The organism is Micavibrio sp. TMED2, assembly GCA_002168225.1.
GTDB lineage: Bacteria > Pseudomonadota > Alphaproteobacteria > TMED2 > TMED2 > TMED2.
Map to the genome: position 1 here is coordinate 524,231 of NHBH01000009.1, position 15,583 is coordinate 539,813.

Below are 15,583 nucleotides of genomic sequence, written 5' to 3' on the forward strand. Positions count from 1 at the left end.
GTCTGGTTAGGGCTTAGCGATTGGCGTCAATCAGGCTGGTGAAGCGTTCAAACAGGTAATGGCTGTCATGGGGGCCGGGTGAGGCTTCAGGGTGGTACTGCACCGAGAACAAGGGCTTGTCCTTGGCGCGCAGCCCCTCGTTGCTGCCGTCGAACAGGCTGACATGGCTTACCTCGATATTGGCGGGCAGGCTGTCAGGGATGACGCAGAAGCCATGGTTCTGGCTGGTGATCTCGACCTTGCCGGTCTCGATATCCTTGACCGGATGGTTGCTGCCACGGTGGCCGTGGTGCATTTTCTCGGTCCGCCCACCAAGGGCGAGGGCCAGAAGCTGGTGGCCGAGGCAGATGCCGAAGATCGGCTTGCCGGTGGTGATCAGCTGCTCCAGTACCGGCACGGCATATTGGCCGGTGGCTGCCGGATCACCGGGACCGTTTGAGAGGAAGATGCCGTCTGGTTCATGAACCAGAATGTCTTCAGCGGTAGCGGTGGCGGGAACCACGGTCACGTCGCAACCATGGCTTGCCAGCATGCGCAGGATGTTGCGCTTGGCACCGTAATCGATGGCGACGACCTTGCGTTTCGGCGCGGTCTGTTCACCGTAGCCGGTAACGAGGTCCCAGGCGGTTTCGGTCCATTTATAGGTCTGGCCGCAAGTGACGCCTTTGGCCAGATCCATACCTTTCAGACCGGGCCAGTCGGCTGCCTGTTTTGTCAGCGCATCCACATCAACCGCGCCATCTGGGGCGAAGCCGATAACACCGCGCGCAGCACCGTGATCACGCAGGCGGCGGGTCAGACGGCGGGTGTCGATCCCGGCGATACCGGTCAGGTCGTTGGATTTCAGCCAGTCATCCAGTGGCCGGGAGGCGCGCCAGCTTGAGGGCTGGGTGATGTCGGCACGCAGGATCAGGCCACGGGCTGCCGGGGTGGTGGTCTCGATATCCTCGAGATTGGCACCGATATTGCCGATATGCGGGAAGGTGAAGGTGATGATCTGTCCGGCATAGGATGGATCGGTCAAAATCTCCTGATAACCGGTCAGACCGGTGTTGAAGCAGATTTCGCCAACGCTTGTGCCATGGGCGCCAAGGCCCTGACCCCAGAAAACGGTTCCATCATCAAGTACCAGAGCCGCTGTAGCACCGGTGGGACGCTTGGTCGTCATATACGAGAAATCCTCGGGTTACAGTCAAATCACGCCGGGGTTGATCCCCTGAATATCCGGGCGCGGCGGCCCGAAAAATGCAGCGTGGGTGCGATCAGCCGAAGGTCGTATCAGTTGGCCGGTCAACCCGAAGTCGGGAAAGTAATCAGAACTGCCGCTGCTGGCTAGGGTAAAAATTAGGAAATGTTGGATGCGACCCATGCGTCTGCTGCAAGCCATACCCGCTAAGTCGCCACTTGTCCCCATTCAGCCAACCGCCAGATAATATTGCGAGAAGTTTTGGGATTGCTGCTTTGCTCGCTCACCATTACGCTGGGCACAGCAAAAAAGCGAAAACCACCCCCAAAATATGAATCTGAAAGTCTGACAAATGTCCGAATCCATGCGTGAGCAATTCACCGCCAGCCTGAAATCCGCGATGAAGTCGCAGGACAAGATCGCCATGTCCACATTGCGCCTGATCATGGCCGCACTGAAGGACCGCGATGTGGCCGCACGCAGCAAGGGCAATTATGACGGTATAAACGAGGACGAAATCCTTGCCATGCTGCAAAGCATGATCAAGCAGCGTCAGGACAGCATTGCCCTCTATGAACAGGGCGGTCGTTGCGAACTGGCGGAGCAGGAGCGGAATGAGGTGGAGATTATCCAGCAGTTCCTGCCACAGCAGCTTGAGGGCGATGAACTGTCCAAGGTGATCGACGATGTCCTGACCGAGATTGATGCCCATAGTATCAAGGATATGGGCAAGGCGATGGGTGCGCTGAAGTCCCGTTACGCCGGTCAGATCGATTTCGGCAAGGCCAGCCAACTGGTCAAACAGCGCCTCGCCGGTGCTGCCTGATCCGGTTTCGGGCTGTCGTCGAAGTTATCCACAGTACATGCACCGTGTTATCCGCGCCTTTTGCCGGTTCTGCCGGTAATTGGCCGTGGTATGCTGGTGCTTGCCTGATCGCTGACGTAGAACTGAGCGCATGAGCATCACGCCGGAATTCCTCGATGAACTGCGTCACCGCCTGCCCGTATCGCAGGTGGTCGGTCGGCATGTGCAGTTGAAACGGCAGGGCCGGGAATTTGCCGGTCTCAGCCCGTTCAACAAGGAAAAGACCCCATCCTTCACGGTCAATGACCAGAAGCAGTTCTATCACTGCTTTTCCAGCGGCAAGCATGGCGACATCATCAGTTTTGTTATGGAGGTCGAGGGGCTGTCATTCCCCGAGGCGGTGGAATCCCTCGCCGCACAGGCCGGGATGGACGTGCCGAAGCCGACACCGCAACAGGCAGAGCAGGCCGAGCGCGCCAAGACCCTGCATGATGTCTGCGAGGCCGCTTGCGTCTATTTCGAGGCCAGCCTGCAAGCGCCGGAAGGTCGCGCCGCGCTGGAGTATGTCAGGGCGCGCGGGCTTGATGATGCGACCATTGCCCGGTTCCGGATCGGCTATGCCCCCGGTGACCGGCAGGCCATGCGTCAGGCGCTGAAGGATCAGGGCTTTGACGATGCCATGATGATCGAGGCCGGGTTGGTCAAGAAATCCGAATATGGCAACAAGGAGCCTTTCGCCTTCTTCTCCAACCGTCTGCTGTTTCCGGTCACTGACCGGCGCGGTCGGGTTGTTGCCTTTGGCGGACGGTTGCTTGATGGCGACGGGCCGAAATACCTGAACTCCCCGGATACCCCGCTGTTTCACAAGAGCAAGCTGCTCTACAACATGGCGAGCGCCCGGCAATATGCCGGCAAGGGCCATACGGTCATCGTGGTCGAAGGGTATATGGACGTTATCGCCATGGCCCGCGCCGGGTTCGAGGGTGCGGTAGCACCGCTCGGCACGGCCCTGACCGAGGACCAGATTGCCGAGGCATGGCGTATTGCCGGTACCGGTGGTGCGGCCCCGATCCTGTGCTTTGATGGCGATGCCGCCGGTCAGCGCGCGGCATTCCGGGCGGTGGAGCGGGTGCTGCCCTATCTGCAGCCGGACAAGACCGTGCGTTTTGCCACCATGCCTGCGGGCGAAGACCCCGACAGCCTGATCAAATCCGGCGGCAAGCAGCAGTTGCTCGCCTGTCTGAAACAGACCGAGGCGCTGGTCGACAAGCTCTGGCAGATGGAGTTGCAGAGCCGGGAACTTACCACGCCGGAGGCATGGGCCGGGCTGAAGGCGGCGCTGGGCAAGCGGGTGGCTACCATCGAGCATGCCGAGTTACAGCGCTTCTATGCCGATGAAATGTACAGCCGGGTCAAGGATGCGTCCTATCAGCAGCGGCAGGCCAAGCGTGGCGGCAATGCCAATGCGGGCGGTTATGGAGGCTCTTATTCCGGCGGTCGCAGATTTGGCCGTGGCGGTGTGCCCTTGCCGCCGCCGGTAAAACCGCGCAAGCCGGTGTCCTCATCACCCTTCGAGTATCGGGTCATTCTGAAGACCCTGATCAATCATCCCGGGTTGATCGACGAATATGAAGCGGCGGTATGCGATCTGGTTATGGGCGATCCCGGACTGTCCACCCTGCGTGACCAGATGATCGATGTCTGGGCCGATGATCCCGAAGTGACAGCGGAGGCGCTGGCTGATGCCCTGTCAGCGCGCGGGCTGGACGATGTGCTCGGACGGTTGCAGCAGGGGCAGGGGATTGAAGTTCTCGGTTTTGCCAAGCCGTCCGCCCCCCTGCGTGAGGCACGCAAGGGACTTGCGGAAGCCTTTGCCCATCTGCATCGCAAGGCACTCGGTGAGGAATTGTCCCAGACCGCCCGGCGCTTCGGCGTGACGGAGGAGGCCTCGGCTGATGATGATATTGACCGCTGGCGATCACTGCATGAGGAGTTGGATCAGGCCCGGCTGACCGCCCATGAGGGGGAATAGTCGCAATCATGTCGCCCGATTCGTAAAAAAACACCCGGATTTGCGTAATGCGGGTCGCAAAGCGCGTGAAAAAAATGCAATTATAAGCGTGTGGGGGCTGAAAAATTTTTACAGATGCATTATCTGATGCTGTCCGGCTGAGGAATGACTGGAAATAGTCTTGGCCGGTACCACATTATATTCGTCCGCAATCTGCGGATTGGGACATGATGTCCTAACGTCCGGGCTGAACCAGCGCCGGGCTCATGAGCGGGAACAGGCCTGACCAGTGCACGGGGCAGGCTAATTGTGAGGTTAGCGTAAGCATGGCGACGAGTACGGCCGCAAAATCTGCTGACAAGGCGAAAGCTTCAAAAGACGACAGCCAGGACCAGCCAATGATCGACAATGTCGGTCAGGCAGTCAAAAAAATGATCGCGAAGGGCAAGGAGAAAGGGTTCATCACCTATGATGAGCTCAATGCCGCCCTGCCGCCCGATCAGTATTCCTCGGAACAGATCGAGGATACGATGTCTGCGCTCAACGAGATGGGCATCAATGTTGTCGAGAATGAGGAGCAGGATGATTCCGATGCTCCAAGCGCCAGCAATGACGACGATGACGATGATGATGACGGCAAGCGCGCTTCCGGTAACATCAATGACGAGGACGTCGGTCGTACCGATGACCCGGTCCGCATGTATCTGCGGGAAATGGGTTCCGTCGAACTGCTGAGCCGCGAGGGCGAGATCGCCATCGCCAAGCGGATCGAGGCCGGTCGCGAAATGATGATCAGCGGCATCTATCAGAGCCCGCTGACCCTGATGGCGATTGTGCGCTGGTATCAGGATTTGATCGAAGAGCGTATCTTGCTCCGCGAGATCGTCGATCTTGAAACCACCTATGGTGGCGTGCCTGATCCTGATGATGATGGCGACGCCGCTGTTCACCTGCAGGCTGCCCGTGGTGAGTCCGATGAGGATTCCGACGATGATGTCGATGCGGACAGCGATGACGACGACGATGATGACAGCGACGACGACGATGTCATGGAGGCGGATACGCCTGATGATGACGATGTTGATCCGTCTGCCGATGACAGCGATGACGAGGATGAAGAAGCCCAGATGTCACTGGCGGTGCTGGAGGAAACCCTGCGCCCACAGGTGATGGAGGTCTTCAAGAAGATCGCGTCCGAATATCCTGAAATCGCTATGCGTCAGGAAGAGATGCTCGAGGCCGCCAAGGCTGGCAAGCAACTCGATGAATCCCGCCTTGAGGAATACAACAAGAAGGCCGATGCCCTCGTTGAGGATTTGAAAGCCGTGCGTCTGCACAATCTGCGGATCGAGGAGCTGTTTGAGCAGCTGTCGAACATGCAGAAGGCACTGATGCAAGTCGAGGGCAAGATGCTCCGCGCTGCCGTCGATGCGAAGGTGAAGCGCGAGGATTTCCTCAAGCACTATTACGGTGCCGAGCTTGATCCTGAATTCTACAACCGCGTCAGTGTCCTGACCGGTCGTGGCTGGAAGCGTTTTGTCACCAAGCATGAAGATCTGGTGCACAAGACCCAGGAACGCGCGACCGAGATTGCCGACGATTTCGGGCTGCCACTGACCGAGTTCCGCCGCATCTCGACCACCGTCCAGAAAGGGGCCCGTGAGGCCGCCAAGGCGAAGAAGGAAATGGTCGAGGCGAACCTGCGTCTCGTGATCTCCATAGCCAAGAAATACACCAACCGTGGTCTGCAGTTCCTCGACCTGATTCAGGAAGGCAATATCGGTCTGATGAAGGCGGTGGACAAATTCGAATATCGCCGCGGTTACAAGTTCTCGACCTATGCAACATGGTGGATTCGGCAGGCAATCACCCGCTCGATTGCCGACCAGGCCCGTACCATCCGTATTCCGGTGCATATGATCGAGACGATCAACAAGATCATCCGTACCTCGCGTCAGATGCTGCACGAGATCGGTCGCGAGCCGCAGCCGGAAGAACTGGCCGAGCGTCTCGGTATGCCGCTGGAGAAGGTGCGCAAGGTTCTCAAGATCGCCAAGGAGCCGATCTCGCTCGAAACCCCGATCGGGGACGAGGAAGACAGCCATCTCGGTGACTTCATCGAGGACAAGAATGCGGTTATCCCGCTGGATGCCGCCATTCACTCGAACCTGCGCGAGAGCACGACCCGCGTGCTGGCGTCACTCACCCCGCGTGAGGAACGTGTCCTGCGCATGCGCTTCGGTATCGGCATGAACACTGACCACACGCTCGAAGAGGTGGGGCAGCAGTTCTCTGTTACTCGTGAGCGTATTCGTCAGATCGAGGCGAAGGCGCTGCGCAAGCTCAAGCACCCGAGCCGGAGCCGCAAGCTGCGCAGCTTCCTCGATACCTGATCCGGTTCCGAACTATCAGAAACAGAAAAGCCCCCGTTTCGGGGGCTTTTTTTATCGGGTAACAATGACATTCGTCGGTAATCAGCGGCGATACTCGACATCTTCTATGTCGTACTCCAATGCGGCCAGCCCTTCCTCAAGGTAATCGGCCAGCATGGACATGCCGGTGAGATATTGCGGTGTCCGTTTGTTCCAGCGCTGACGCGCATCCCTGAGGGCGGTTTTCCATTCGCTGGCCTCATAATCGCCGCGGCCCAGCCAGGCGAGGGCAATCAATTCGCATTGCTCATCCTCGGAGAGTTGGCGGATAGCGGTTTCCAGTTCCAGATCATCCAGCGGATGGGCACGTTCATCAATCAGCAGGCTCACATCTTCATCCCGTGGCATGAAGCCGTCATGGGCATCCCGATCAAGCTCATCGGCTTCTTCGGTGGCCCGCATTTTGACGATCATATAGCCAGCCTGTTCCGGTTTCAGGTCCTGTAGCATGATTACACCTCTTGGTTGTTCACGTTCTTTAAGTCAGTAACCAGTCCCCCTTCACGGCCCGCCAATCCTGCTGCGAGCCATGCTTGATTATGGTTTGGCACATTTCCCGGCCCAAACCGTTGATCGATATCAATGGTGGCACGGATATTTTTGCTGTCATGCATATTTTGATCCCCATATGGGTCACATGGGCGTGCTCAACCCTGTCCAACCGGGGGGCGTGCGTGCTAAGTCTTTGACACTACATCGCTGATTTTCCGGTTTTTGCCATGTCTGACAATCAACACAACTCGGCAAGTTTTGAACAAAACGATCCCAGGTCGTCGAGCGTTCCACCGTTCCGCCGGGAAAATGTCGGACAACAATCGGGTGCTGGAACAGATGCCGGGCAGGGACCGCGGGCTGACAGCGGTGATAATACGAAATCGCCACGACAGGCTTTTCTTGATTATGTCTGGTCCGACCGGATGGCTGATTGGCTGCTGGTTTATGTCAAACGCAACCCGAAGCCCTATGCGAAAACCTATCTGCGGATGGTGGGCAAGCGGAAGCTGTCGGTCCTGACATGGTCGTTTTCAGCATTCTTCTTTTCTTTCGCCTGGTTCTTCTATCGCCGCATGTGGCTGATCGGCGTGTTGCTCATGGCGATACCGGGGCTGCTGGCGCAGGTCTCGTCGGATTTATCGAATGGTGCCCTCGTCGCCATTCCCCTTGTTGCCGGAATCATGGGCAAGGGCATGTATCTGAACCGGGCATTCCGACGGATCTACCAGATCGATCAGACAACGCTTTCCGATGAGGAAAAGCGGACAGCGATAGAAGATATCGGTGGCGTTTCCTATGTCGGTGCCATCCTGGGCGGGATCATGTTGATGGCTATTTATGGTGTCTTGTTGATGCTGTTGGGTGGGGCATTGCCGTCCGAGATTATTGAGACCCTGTATACACGTCCGGATTTCCTGCAGTAATTACTGCACCGGTATTCGTACACGCGGGCGTCGGGTTGCGAGCCAGACACCGGTTGACGCAATCACCATGCCGACCAGCTGGATCACGGTCAGTTGCTCATCGAACATCAGCCAGGCAATCAGCGCTGCCACCGGCGGGACGAGATAGAACAGCGTTGCCACGCGCGATGCTGCACCATGGCGCAGCATGATGACCAGCAGGCTGATGGCACCGATCGACAGCACCAGCACCAGCCATGACAGCGCGAAGATCAGCTCGCCGCTCCAGATCACCTCATTGGTCTCAAAGATCAGGGCTAGCGGTATGGTGACGATAAAGGCGCCGATATACTGGTAGAGCGCACCGGATCAGAGCGGCACATTCTGGGCCTTGGCCCGCTGCAGGATGGTGCCGAGGGTAATGGCAACCAACCCGCCACCGCAGGTGATAACGGTAATCAGGCTGATGCCGGAATGATTGTTTCCATCACCGAAAATGGCCTGCAAGCCGGGCGACAGTACGCCGATCACACCGAGCAGCCCAAGCAGCAGCCCGGCCCATTGGCGCAGACTGACCCGTTCATTGAGCAGAACTCCGGCGAGCAGCGCAGTGAGGATCGGTTGCAACCCGACAATCACGGCGGCGATACCGGCGGGCATGCCGACACTGATCGACCAGAATACCGCGCCCAGATAACAGGCATGGATCAGAATGCCGATAACGACACTGTAGAATGCGGTCTGACGGTCAATGCGCTGTGGCCGCAGGATTGCCATGGCCAGCAGTACTAGCGCAATGACCAGCACATAGCGCAAGGTGAGAAAGGTCAGCGGCTCAACATAGGGCAGGCCGTATTTGGCGCCGATAAAGCCGGTAGACCACAATGGCACAAACATCGCCGGCATCAGGCGCAGATACAGCGGCTGTGTAGCTGTTTCCGGTGTGCCGGGCGTTGCCGTGGCGCCGGTCATGTTATCTGGCGTGCTGGACATGATATTGATCAGAGGCTGGCGGTTTGAATGGCACAATAGAGACGTTGCCCATTCATGGGCACTCGACATACCACATCTGATGCGGGGAGCGTGAATGCTTGATGCATGCCGATGCGCATGGGGGCTTTCCACCGCGCGCCTGATCCGCTAAACAGCATCCCGTGGTTGGGCCTGTAGCTCAGTTGGTTAGAGCGGACCGCTCATAACGGTCTGGTCGGGGGTTCAAGTCCCTCCGGGCCCACCATTTTCAGGCGTTTGGATCCTTGTGCGCCAGAACCCAGATGTCTTCATTCCCGTGCTGACCTTCTATGAACCCTGTTTCGCGGCGGGTCAGGTGCAGGCCTGTGTCCTTGAGCAGGGGCGCTATCTGATCCGCTTCAATCCAGCCATAGGTCAGCTGCTCGACGCTTTCGGCTACAATGCGGCGATTGTTATCCATAAGTTGATACTTCACGCTGATATCGCAGCGTTGCGCAGCATGGTCTGCAGAGTGACCAATTGATTGGGCAGTCAGAATTGCCTGATGGCTTGGAAGAGGTATTGTGGTGCGCGAGTTTGTCAGTTCGCTGACGTCCAGTGTGGTTGCCAGTGTATCGCGCTTGATCAGATGCAGCACGGCACGCCCGTCTGGTGCCATATGTTCGGCGATCCGGGCAAGGCCGGCGCGCCGCTGTTCCATGGTCAGCAGATGGCTGAAGCTGTAGAATGGCGCAATAATCAGATCGAACCTGCCATCCAGCGAAAAGTCACACATATCGGCCTGAAGGAAATGGACCTTGCCCAAGGCCACATTATTCGCCAGCTTGAGCCTTGCCTGTTCAAGCATTGGTGCCGACAGGTCAACGCCACAGATGGTATGGCCCCGTTCGGCCAATGCCGCTGTCACCCGACCGGTTCCGCAGCCCAATTCCAGAATGCGCGCCGGTTGTTTACCAGCGAGTTGGACATAAAACCCTATTTCGCCGTTCAACTGATCACCGGCACAGGCGGTCATGATGTCATAGAAGGTCAGGCTGAAGGAGTTTTCAGCGTAATAGGGGCGGGGCTGTGGCATGACATGTCCAAGCATTGCCAATAGCGGCAATCAGGCGATGTCCTTCATGCTTTCGTCGAGCATTTTGCCGGCTTCCTCGCCGCCATGCTTTTCCAGCGCTTTCTTGAGTTCGCTGGCGAGCAGTCGACCCTCTTCACCGCCATCACCCTTGATCTTGCGATGCAGGACAATGCTGATCGTATCCACATGGGCGCGGATCAGGACCATCTGGTTGCTGTTTGCGCTCTGCATGCTGTCGGTATAGCGGCACAGGGACTGACCGAAGGCCGTGATCAGGTCATAGCCGAAGGTGGTGCCCAGTGATTGCACGTCATTGGCAACCTTGGACAGGCGCTTCAGAACACCTGCCTGCTGCTCTTCGGGTACTTCCATCAGTTCCTGGGTGACGGCATTCAGGATATCCAGATCACGCTCGACATTGTCAGGGTATTCCGGCGCATACTTGTTGATGGCCGATTGGGCCTTGTCCAGCACGCGACGGTCAAGTTGACCATTGCCGCCCTCATGGCGCGAGCCACCGGCCTTTTCCCGCAGGCGGTTGATCCGGTTATAGATCTGGACCTTGGTGCCCGTGCTGCCGTCATCTGACGCTTCGGCACCGTTTTCCGGGTTGTTCGGCTCAATCTCGCTCATTGATAACCTCTACTAATCCGCTATCGCTCTTGCGACGCTCCTGACCGGGCGGAAGCATTTCCTGACGCCGGCGGTCTGGGCCAAAATATTTGTCAGTCTTAACAAATGGCCGGGGCCGATCGATAACCGAAATCAGCCGACTGGCTATCGTATTAACGGAAAACGGCTTGGCCAGAAACTCATTTGCGCCATTATCGCGTGCATAGCGAATATGTTTCGGCTCTGTAAAACCGCCCATCATGATAAACGGCATGAATCGTGTGCGGTCACGCTTATGCTGCCTGACCCATTTGAGAAGGTCAACGCCGCTGCCACTTTTAAGAAACAGCTCGCTGATGATGATGTCGATTTCCGGGTGGCGTCCGTCTTCTGCGAGTGAGGCGCTCAACTGCACCAGATTCTGGCCGTCCAGAACATCACTCGCGGTCATTACCCGTCCCACCTCCAGCCCCTTGAGGATCGAGGTCACGAGCTTGAGGACGAATTCATTATCGTCAACGACCAGTATGCTCATCCTCGACAGGTGCAGGGTCTGCGCCTTGGCGGAGGTACCGACTGTCTGATTGGAAGGATTGTTCATAGTGAAATTATTATAGCATCGGTGTTACGCGACATATCCTAGCTTAAGTGTAAGCGGGAATTGAGATTTTTTGGTACTGTTTTTGTCCCATATTGCGCTTAATGTGTTCATCAGGTCATCAACCGGATTGTTGCCGACCTCGCGAATATAGCGCTGGGTGGCTGACCAGCTCTCGAGATAACCGCGCAGAATATCAAGGCTCCACTCCCGCTCGATTGACATAACCGGCGGTGCAATGCCGGAAAACGGGAAGGCGAGATCACGGTAGCCGTTTTCCACATGCCGCCGTTCCGGTGGCCAGTGCTCACCGAGCACATCCCCATAGAGTTCACTGATCGGGCCATCTATTGCCGGATCATTGAAACTGTTCAGCCCATAGGAAATGGCGGCAATCACCGCGCCGGGCCGGGCAACGCGCCTGACCTCGGCATAGAACGCCTCCAGCGGCAGCCAGTGCAGCGCCTGTGCGATGGTGATGAGGTCGACTGTGCCATCCTCGACCGGCAGCCGATCGGCCGGGGCGCAGTGATAGGTGACATTGGCGGCTGGCTGGGCCTGATCTATCTGGCTCTGCGAGGCATCTATCCCGATCACCTGATCAAAATGTTTTGCCAGTCCGATGGCGGCCTGCCCATTTCCTGTCGCGATGTCCAATGCGCAGTGCCGGGCAGGGACCTGTGCCGCCAGATACTCGAACAGGGCGTCCGGATAGGTCGGTCGCGACTGGGCATAGGCCGTGGATTGGGTGGAGAAATGATCCTTGAAGTTCATATGACGCCTGATAACTGTCTGTTGTTGTCGGTTGGTACCGATCAACCAACTGCAGCATTTCAAATATCAGGAAGCTGGGCAAGCTTGCGTGGTCAGCCAAGCGGTTGCTGTGCTCAGAGCGGTGTCGCATCGGTTGCCGCAACGAGGGCCAGACCCCAAGCGGTGACGGCGAGATAGCTGGTGATCCTGGCGGTGTGCAGATAGGTGGTGCGCAGGGCCGAGCTGATGATCTGCTGGATGCGTTCTTCCGGCAGATCGGTTTTCCAGTCGAGCATCAGCCAGACTTCCGTGCGTTTGTACGGGGTACGGTCGGCGTTATAGCCCTTGATCGCCAGTACAGCGGCCACGATGCCGAGCATCACGGCACCGGCCCGCAATGACAGGCTCGGTTCATACATCAGGGCAAACATGGTCAGGCCTATGCCAAGGGCGGCAAAGCCGACCCCGCGAATTACTGAAATACGGGCACAGTATTCAACCTGATCCATCTGCAAAATCCTCCGGCACCGGGCGATGATATAGCCACCGATGGTTGGCTGACAACCATGGTGTAAACGATCGCTGATACACCGGAGTATGACAAAAAATGCTGCACTTGCGAAATAGTTTTTGCAGTGCGGCGTAAATCAGGCGGCGAGCAAGGTTGGCAGGGACAGGACGAGGGTGCCGATAAACCAGATAATACCGGCGGTCTTGTCGGTTTCCTCGCGATTGGTGAACTGCTCGAACAGCGCTGCAGGAATGCCGGCCAGCAGCAGAGTTGCGGTCGAAACGATCAGGGATGACAGGTAAATCACCACGCCTTCGGTCGCTGGCAGCACCAGCCCCGGAAACCAGATCGGGTTCAGCACGGCAACGGCGAGAACCAGTGGACTCATGATGCCATTGGCCATGGCCATGATGAGCGAGAAGATAAAGAAGTCACGACCGGTCATTGTGCTTGCTCCTCCTGCTCTTCGGTTTGCGGCTCATCAACCGGTGCAGCATCCGGCGCGGTGGGTGCCATAGGCGCCTCAAGCGCCGGGGGCTGATCCGGTGTCGGTTGTGGGGCGGCGTCGAGAACCGTCAGGCCCGGTAACCAGCCCAGTGCCAGGAACAGCAAGGCCCAGAGGGCACGCAAGATGGCAAACCAGAACACGCCGACCAGCGGCAGGAACTTGTCGGTAATCGCATGGGGGGTGAGCCAGCGGATGGCAACCAACGGGATATTGGTCAGGCGGCGAAAGCCCTGCCAGATATAGTTCGGCCAGTCGGCGGGCGCAAACAGCCCCATGCCAAAGCGGGCCGCCATCGTATACATGATGGTTGCCAGCAAATAATTGGGCACATGGAAATACCAGTATTCCCAGAACGGAAACTGGACAAGCATGGGCGTCTCGCCTTCTCTCGGGTGTTCTCGTTTGTTGTTGCCATTGGTTCTAGTGGCTTTCGGCACCGGGTCAATTACCTCTGGTGCCGTATTAGTCTTTTGCGTTGAGCGGACTTGTGGATAGGCGATCTGGCCTGCTATGGAAGATGCGGATAGAATGCGCCCCAAGCGTTTGTATTGACAAGATTTTCGGGAAGGAAATGACCACCATGCTCATGGGATTGAAGGACTGCCACAACTTCAAGGATTTTCGCCGTATGGCGAAGCAACGGCTGCCCGGTCCAATCTTTCACTACATTGACGGCGCTGCCGATGATGAAACCACCTATCGCCGCAACAGCGAGGCTTACGAGCAGGTGGATCTGGTGCCCAATATTCTGGCCAGCGTTCAGGATATCGACATGAGCGTCGAGGTCATGGGTCAGAAGCTCGATATGCCGCTGTTCTGCTCACCAACCGCGCTGCAGCGCCTGTTCCATCACGAGGGTGAGCGGGCAGTTGCGCGTGCGGCCCAGAAGTTCGGCACCATGTTCGGTGTTTCCTCCCTCGGTACGGTCAGTGTTGAGGAGATCGGCAAGCTGATCTCCACGCCCAAGATGTTTCAGCTCTATTTCCACAAGGACAAGGGGCTGACCAACAGCATGATCGACCGGGCCAAGGCGGCCAATTTCAACGTGCTGGCCCTGACCGTGGATACCATCGTTGGTGGCAATCGCGAGCGTGACAAACGCACCGGCTTTACCTCGCCACCGAAGCTGACGCCGTCGAGCCTGCTCAGCTTTGCCCTGCATCCGATGTGGGCTATCAACTATTTCACCAATGAGAAATTCTCCCTGCCGCAGCTCGAAACCCATGTGCAGGAAGGCACCAATATCGCGGTATCGGTCTCCGATTACTTCGCCAAGATGCTGGACCAGAACATGTCCTGGAAGGACGCGGAGGAGATCAGCGCCAAATGGGACGGTCAGTTCTGCCTGAAAGGCGTGATGAGTGTCGAGGACGCCAAGCGCGCGGTCGATATCGGCGCGACCGGGATCATGGTCTCAAACCATGGTGGTCGCCAACTCGATGGCTCACGCAGCCCGTTCGATCAACTGGCCGAGATCGTTGATGCTGTCGGTGACAAGATCGATGTGATCTGCGACGGCGGCGTCCAGCGCGGCACCCATGTGCTGAAGGCGCTGGCGGTGGGTGCCAAGGCCGTCTCCGGGGGTCGCATGTATCTCTATTCCCTTGCCGCCGCCGGTCAGCCGGGGGTCGAAAAGGCGCTGGAGAATATGCGCACTGAAATCGAACGGGACATGAAGCTGATGGGCGTTACCTCGATCAGCCAGCTTAACCGCAGCCATCTGCGTCAGCGCGACTATAACGGTCTCTGATCGGCTGCCTCTGATAGCACTCTGGCCGGTTGTCGTCAGAGCGTTACGGACCGGCGTGTCGGGGCGGGGGCAGTACGGTCTTTGCCCGGCATTGAGACCTCATAGGTCGGCGACTGGGGATTTTCTGACGGTGGTGGTGTGAGCATATGCTGTAGATAGCGTACCCGCTGTTCGGCATCCGCGACCTCATTGGACATACGCCCATTGACGGCCATGTTCATGATGACGGCATTGATCTGCAGTTCACGGGTGTTCTGTTTCTGCTGTTCCGCGGTTTCGGGAGCCAGTTCGATGCCATGATATGTGGCAAGGGCGATAGCTGATTGCACGATGCCGTCGACCCGCTGGCTCGCCTGCACAACGGTCAGTGGCTCGGTCGGGTTCTTGATCGCGGCGATCTGGGCTTTCATATCGCCCATATCGGAGCCGTCATCCGCTTTTGCCTCATTATAGCCGGGCACCTTCGCCAACGTCTGTTCGCTGAAGGCCAGCGCCTGATGCATGCCGATCTGATATTGCAGTTGCTTGATCTGCATGAACTGGCTGAACTCCGGCGCGCCTTCCGCTTCGGCTGGCCGATCGATGCCGCCATGGCGCTCAACGCCCATCGACATACGGTTACGGTCGAAATACAGCACGGTGGTCATCGGGCGGGTGCCGGAGCGGAACCATGTCATCTCGATCCCACGCTCCAGATGCTGCTGATAGCGGCTTTTGGCTTCATCCTGGATCGTTTGCTCGGCAGCAACAGGGGCGGTGGCGAGCGCATGGGCACTGGCCGTGTCCCGAGACCCGGGTGTCATAACCATGGCACCGGCAAGCAGACCGATGGTGGCAAGCGTGCCAATAGCACGGCCGAGCGGGCGCTTTGCCGGGCTGTCATTTGAGCCGTCTGTCGGGCTGGCCTCGATGCCGCCCTGTTTCAGAAAGCGGGCAAATCGTGATGTTGCAGGTTTGGTCATGGTCGTATCTG

The 15,583-nt window shown here is 57.7% G+C and carries 15 protein-coding genes, 1 tRNA gene and 1 pseudogene; 6 read left to right on the forward strand and 11 right to left on the reverse strand.

Features of this window, described 5'->3' with window-relative positions; genetic code table 11:
* Positions 1–13 precede the first annotated feature (13 nt).
* Positions 14–1,168 (reverse strand): carbamoyl phosphate synthase small subunit, encoded by a 1,155-nt coding sequence (locus CBB62_14110; GenBank protein ID OUT39502.1) that lies wholly within the window; start codon positions 1,166–1,168, stop codon positions 14–16.
* Positions 1,169–1,550: 382 nt separating this feature from the next.
* Between CBB62_14110 and CBB62_14115 the strand changes: the two genes are divergently transcribed.
* The 3 genes from CBB62_14115 (at position 1,551) to CBB62_14125 (ending at position 6,395) form a co-directional block, all read left to right on the forward strand.
* Positions 1,551–2,012, forward strand: a complete 462-nt coding sequence (locus CBB62_14115; GenBank protein ID OUT39836.1) for a glutamyl-tRNA amidotransferase — start codon at positions 1,551–1,553, stop codon at positions 2,010–2,012.
* Between the two features lie 130 nt (positions 2,013–2,142).
* Positions 2,143–4,023, forward strand: a complete 1,881-nt coding sequence (locus CBB62_14120; GenBank protein OUT39503.1) for a DNA primase — start codon at positions 2,143–2,145, stop codon at positions 4,021–4,023.
* A 305-nt stretch (positions 4,024–4,328) separates the two neighbouring features.
* Positions 4,329–6,395 (forward strand): RNA polymerase sigma factor RpoD, encoded by a 2,067-nt coding sequence (locus CBB62_14125; protein OUT39504.1) that lies wholly within the window; start codon positions 4,329–4,331, stop codon positions 6,393–6,395.
* Positions 6,396–6,476: 81 nt separating this feature from the next.
* Here the strand turns inward: CBB62_14125 and CBB62_14130 are convergent, their stop codons facing one another.
* Entirely contained in the window at positions 6,477–6,884 is a 408-nt protein-coding gene (locus CBB62_14130; protein ID OUT39505.1) for a hypothetical protein, read from the reverse strand.
* Between the two features lie 269 nt (positions 6,885–7,153).
* On the opposite strand from CBB62_14130, the gene CBB62_14135 reads away from it, so the two are divergent.
* Positions 7,154–7,852, forward strand: coding sequence for a hypothetical protein (locus CBB62_14135; protein OUT39506.1), 699 nt, complete (start codon positions 7,154–7,156; stop codon positions 7,850–7,852).
* Here CBB62_14135 and CBB62_14140 read toward each other — a convergent pair.
* Positions 7,853–8,803: pseudogene (locus CBB62_14140) on the reverse strand (hypothetical protein).
* Positions 8,804–8,991: 188 nt separating this feature from the next.
* Here CBB62_14140 and CBB62_14145 point away from each other — a divergent pair.
* Positions 8,992–9,068: transfer RNA gene (locus tag CBB62_14145), tRNA-Met, on the forward strand.
* A 3-nt stretch (positions 9,069–9,071) separates the two neighbouring features.
* Here the strand turns inward: CBB62_14145 and CBB62_14150 are convergent.
* The 7 genes from CBB62_14150 to CBB62_14180 form a co-directional block, all read right to left on the reverse strand.
* A complete protein-coding gene (locus tag CBB62_14150) occupies positions 9,072–9,893 on the reverse strand; it encodes a hypothetical protein (GenBank protein ID OUT39507.1) in 822 nt (273 codons plus the stop codon).
* A gap of 15 nt (positions 9,894–9,908) precedes the next feature.
* Positions 9,909–10,511, reverse strand: coding sequence for a hypothetical protein (locus CBB62_14155; protein ID OUT39508.1), 603 nt, complete (start codon positions 10,509–10,511; stop codon positions 9,909–9,911).
* The gene (locus tag CBB62_14160) at positions 10,498–11,091 is read right to left on the reverse strand and encodes a hypothetical protein (protein ID OUT39509.1); all 594 of its coding nucleotides are present in this window, start codon (positions 11,089–11,091) and stop codon (positions 10,498–10,500) included. Before CBB62_14160 ends, CBB62_14155 begins: the two co-directional genes overlap by 14 nt.
* A gap of 24 nt (positions 11,092–11,115) precedes the next feature.
* Positions 11,116–11,862 (reverse strand): hypothetical protein, encoded by a 747-nt coding sequence (locus CBB62_14165; GenBank protein OUT39510.1) that lies wholly within the window; start codon positions 11,860–11,862, stop codon positions 11,116–11,118.
* A 113-nt stretch (positions 11,863–11,975) separates the two neighbouring features.
* The gene (locus tag CBB62_14170) at positions 11,976–12,350 is read right to left on the reverse strand and encodes a hypothetical protein (GenBank protein ID OUT39511.1); all 375 of its coding nucleotides are present in this window, start codon (positions 12,348–12,350) and stop codon (positions 11,976–11,978) included.
* Between the two features lie 138 nt (positions 12,351–12,488).
* The gene (locus CBB62_14175; GenBank protein ID OUT39512.1) at positions 12,489–12,797 is read right to left on the reverse strand and encodes a hypothetical protein; all 309 of its coding nucleotides are present in this window, start codon (positions 12,795–12,797) and stop codon (positions 12,489–12,491) included.
* A complete protein-coding gene (locus CBB62_14180; protein ID OUT39513.1) occupies positions 12,794–13,231 on the reverse strand; it encodes a hypothetical protein in 438 nt (145 codons plus the stop codon). The genes CBB62_14175 and CBB62_14180 overlap by 4 nt, the downstream gene beginning before the upstream one ends.
* Positions 13,232–13,446: 215 nt before the next feature.
* On the opposite strand from CBB62_14180, the gene CBB62_14185 reads away from it, so the two are divergent.
* Positions 13,447–14,610, forward strand: coding sequence for an alpha-hydroxy-acid oxidizing enzyme (locus CBB62_14185; protein ID OUT39837.1), 1,164 nt, complete (start codon positions 13,447–13,449; stop codon positions 14,608–14,610).
* A gap of 35 nt (positions 14,611–14,645) precedes the next feature.
* On the opposite strand, the gene CBB62_14190 is transcribed toward CBB62_14185, so the two are convergent.
* A complete protein-coding gene (locus CBB62_14190; GenBank protein ID OUT39514.1) occupies positions 14,646–15,572 on the reverse strand; it encodes a hypothetical protein in 927 nt (308 codons plus the stop codon).
* Between the last annotated feature and the right edge of the window lie 11 nt (positions 15,573–15,583).

Excerpts from the sequence above, each read along its gene's own strand:
- CBB62_14110 (OUT39502.1), bottom strand. The coding sequence starts at position 1,168 with ATGACGACCAAGCGTCCCACCGGTGCTACAGCGGCTCTGGTACTTGAT.
- CBB62_14115 (OUT39836.1), top strand. The coding sequence starts at position 1,551 with ATGCGTGAGCAATTCACCGCCAGCCTGAAATCCGCGATGAAGTCGCAG.
- CBB62_14120 (OUT39503.1), top strand. The coding sequence starts at position 2,143 with ATGAGCATCACGCCGGAATTCCTCGATGAACTGCGTCACCGCCTGCCC.
- CBB62_14125 (OUT39504.1), top strand. The coding sequence starts at position 4,329 with ATGGCGACGAGTACGGCCGCAAAATCTGCTGACAAGGCGAAAGCTTCA.
- CBB62_14130 (OUT39505.1), bottom strand. The coding sequence starts at position 6,884 with ATGCTACAGGACCTGAAACCGGAACAGGCTGGCTATATGATCGTCAAA.
- CBB62_14135 (OUT39506.1), top strand. The coding sequence starts at position 7,154 with ATGTCTGACAATCAACACAACTCGGCAAGTTTTGAACAAAACGATCCC.
- CBB62_14150 (OUT39507.1), bottom strand. The coding sequence starts at position 9,893 with ATGCTTGGACATGTCATGCCACAGCCCCGCCCCTATTACGCTGAAAAC.
- CBB62_14155 (OUT39508.1), bottom strand. The coding sequence starts at position 10,511 with ATGAGCGAGATTGAGCCGAACAACCCGGAAAACGGTGCCGAAGCGTCA.
- CBB62_14160 (OUT39509.1), bottom strand. The coding sequence starts at position 11,091 with ATGAACAATCCTTCCAATCAGACAGTCGGTACCTCCGCCAAGGCGCAG.
- CBB62_14165 (OUT39510.1), bottom strand. The coding sequence starts at position 11,862 with ATGAACTTCAAGGATCATTTCTCCACCCAATCCACGGCCTATGCCCAG.
- CBB62_14170 (OUT39511.1), bottom strand. The coding sequence starts at position 12,350 with ATGGATCAGGTTGAATACTGTGCCCGTATTTCAGTAATTCGCGGGGTC.
- CBB62_14175 (OUT39512.1), bottom strand. The coding sequence starts at position 12,797 with ATGACCGGTCGTGACTTCTTTATCTTCTCGCTCATCATGGCCATGGCC.
- CBB62_14180 (OUT39513.1), bottom strand. The coding sequence starts at position 13,231 with ATGCTTGTCCAGTTTCCGTTCTGGGAATACTGGTATTTCCATGTGCCC.
- CBB62_14185 (OUT39837.1), top strand. The coding sequence starts at position 13,447 with ATGGGATTGAAGGACTGCCACAACTTCAAGGATTTTCGCCGTATGGCG.
- CBB62_14190 (OUT39514.1), bottom strand. The coding sequence starts at position 15,572 with ATGACCAAACCTGCAACATCACGATTTGCCCGCTTTCTGAAACAGGGC.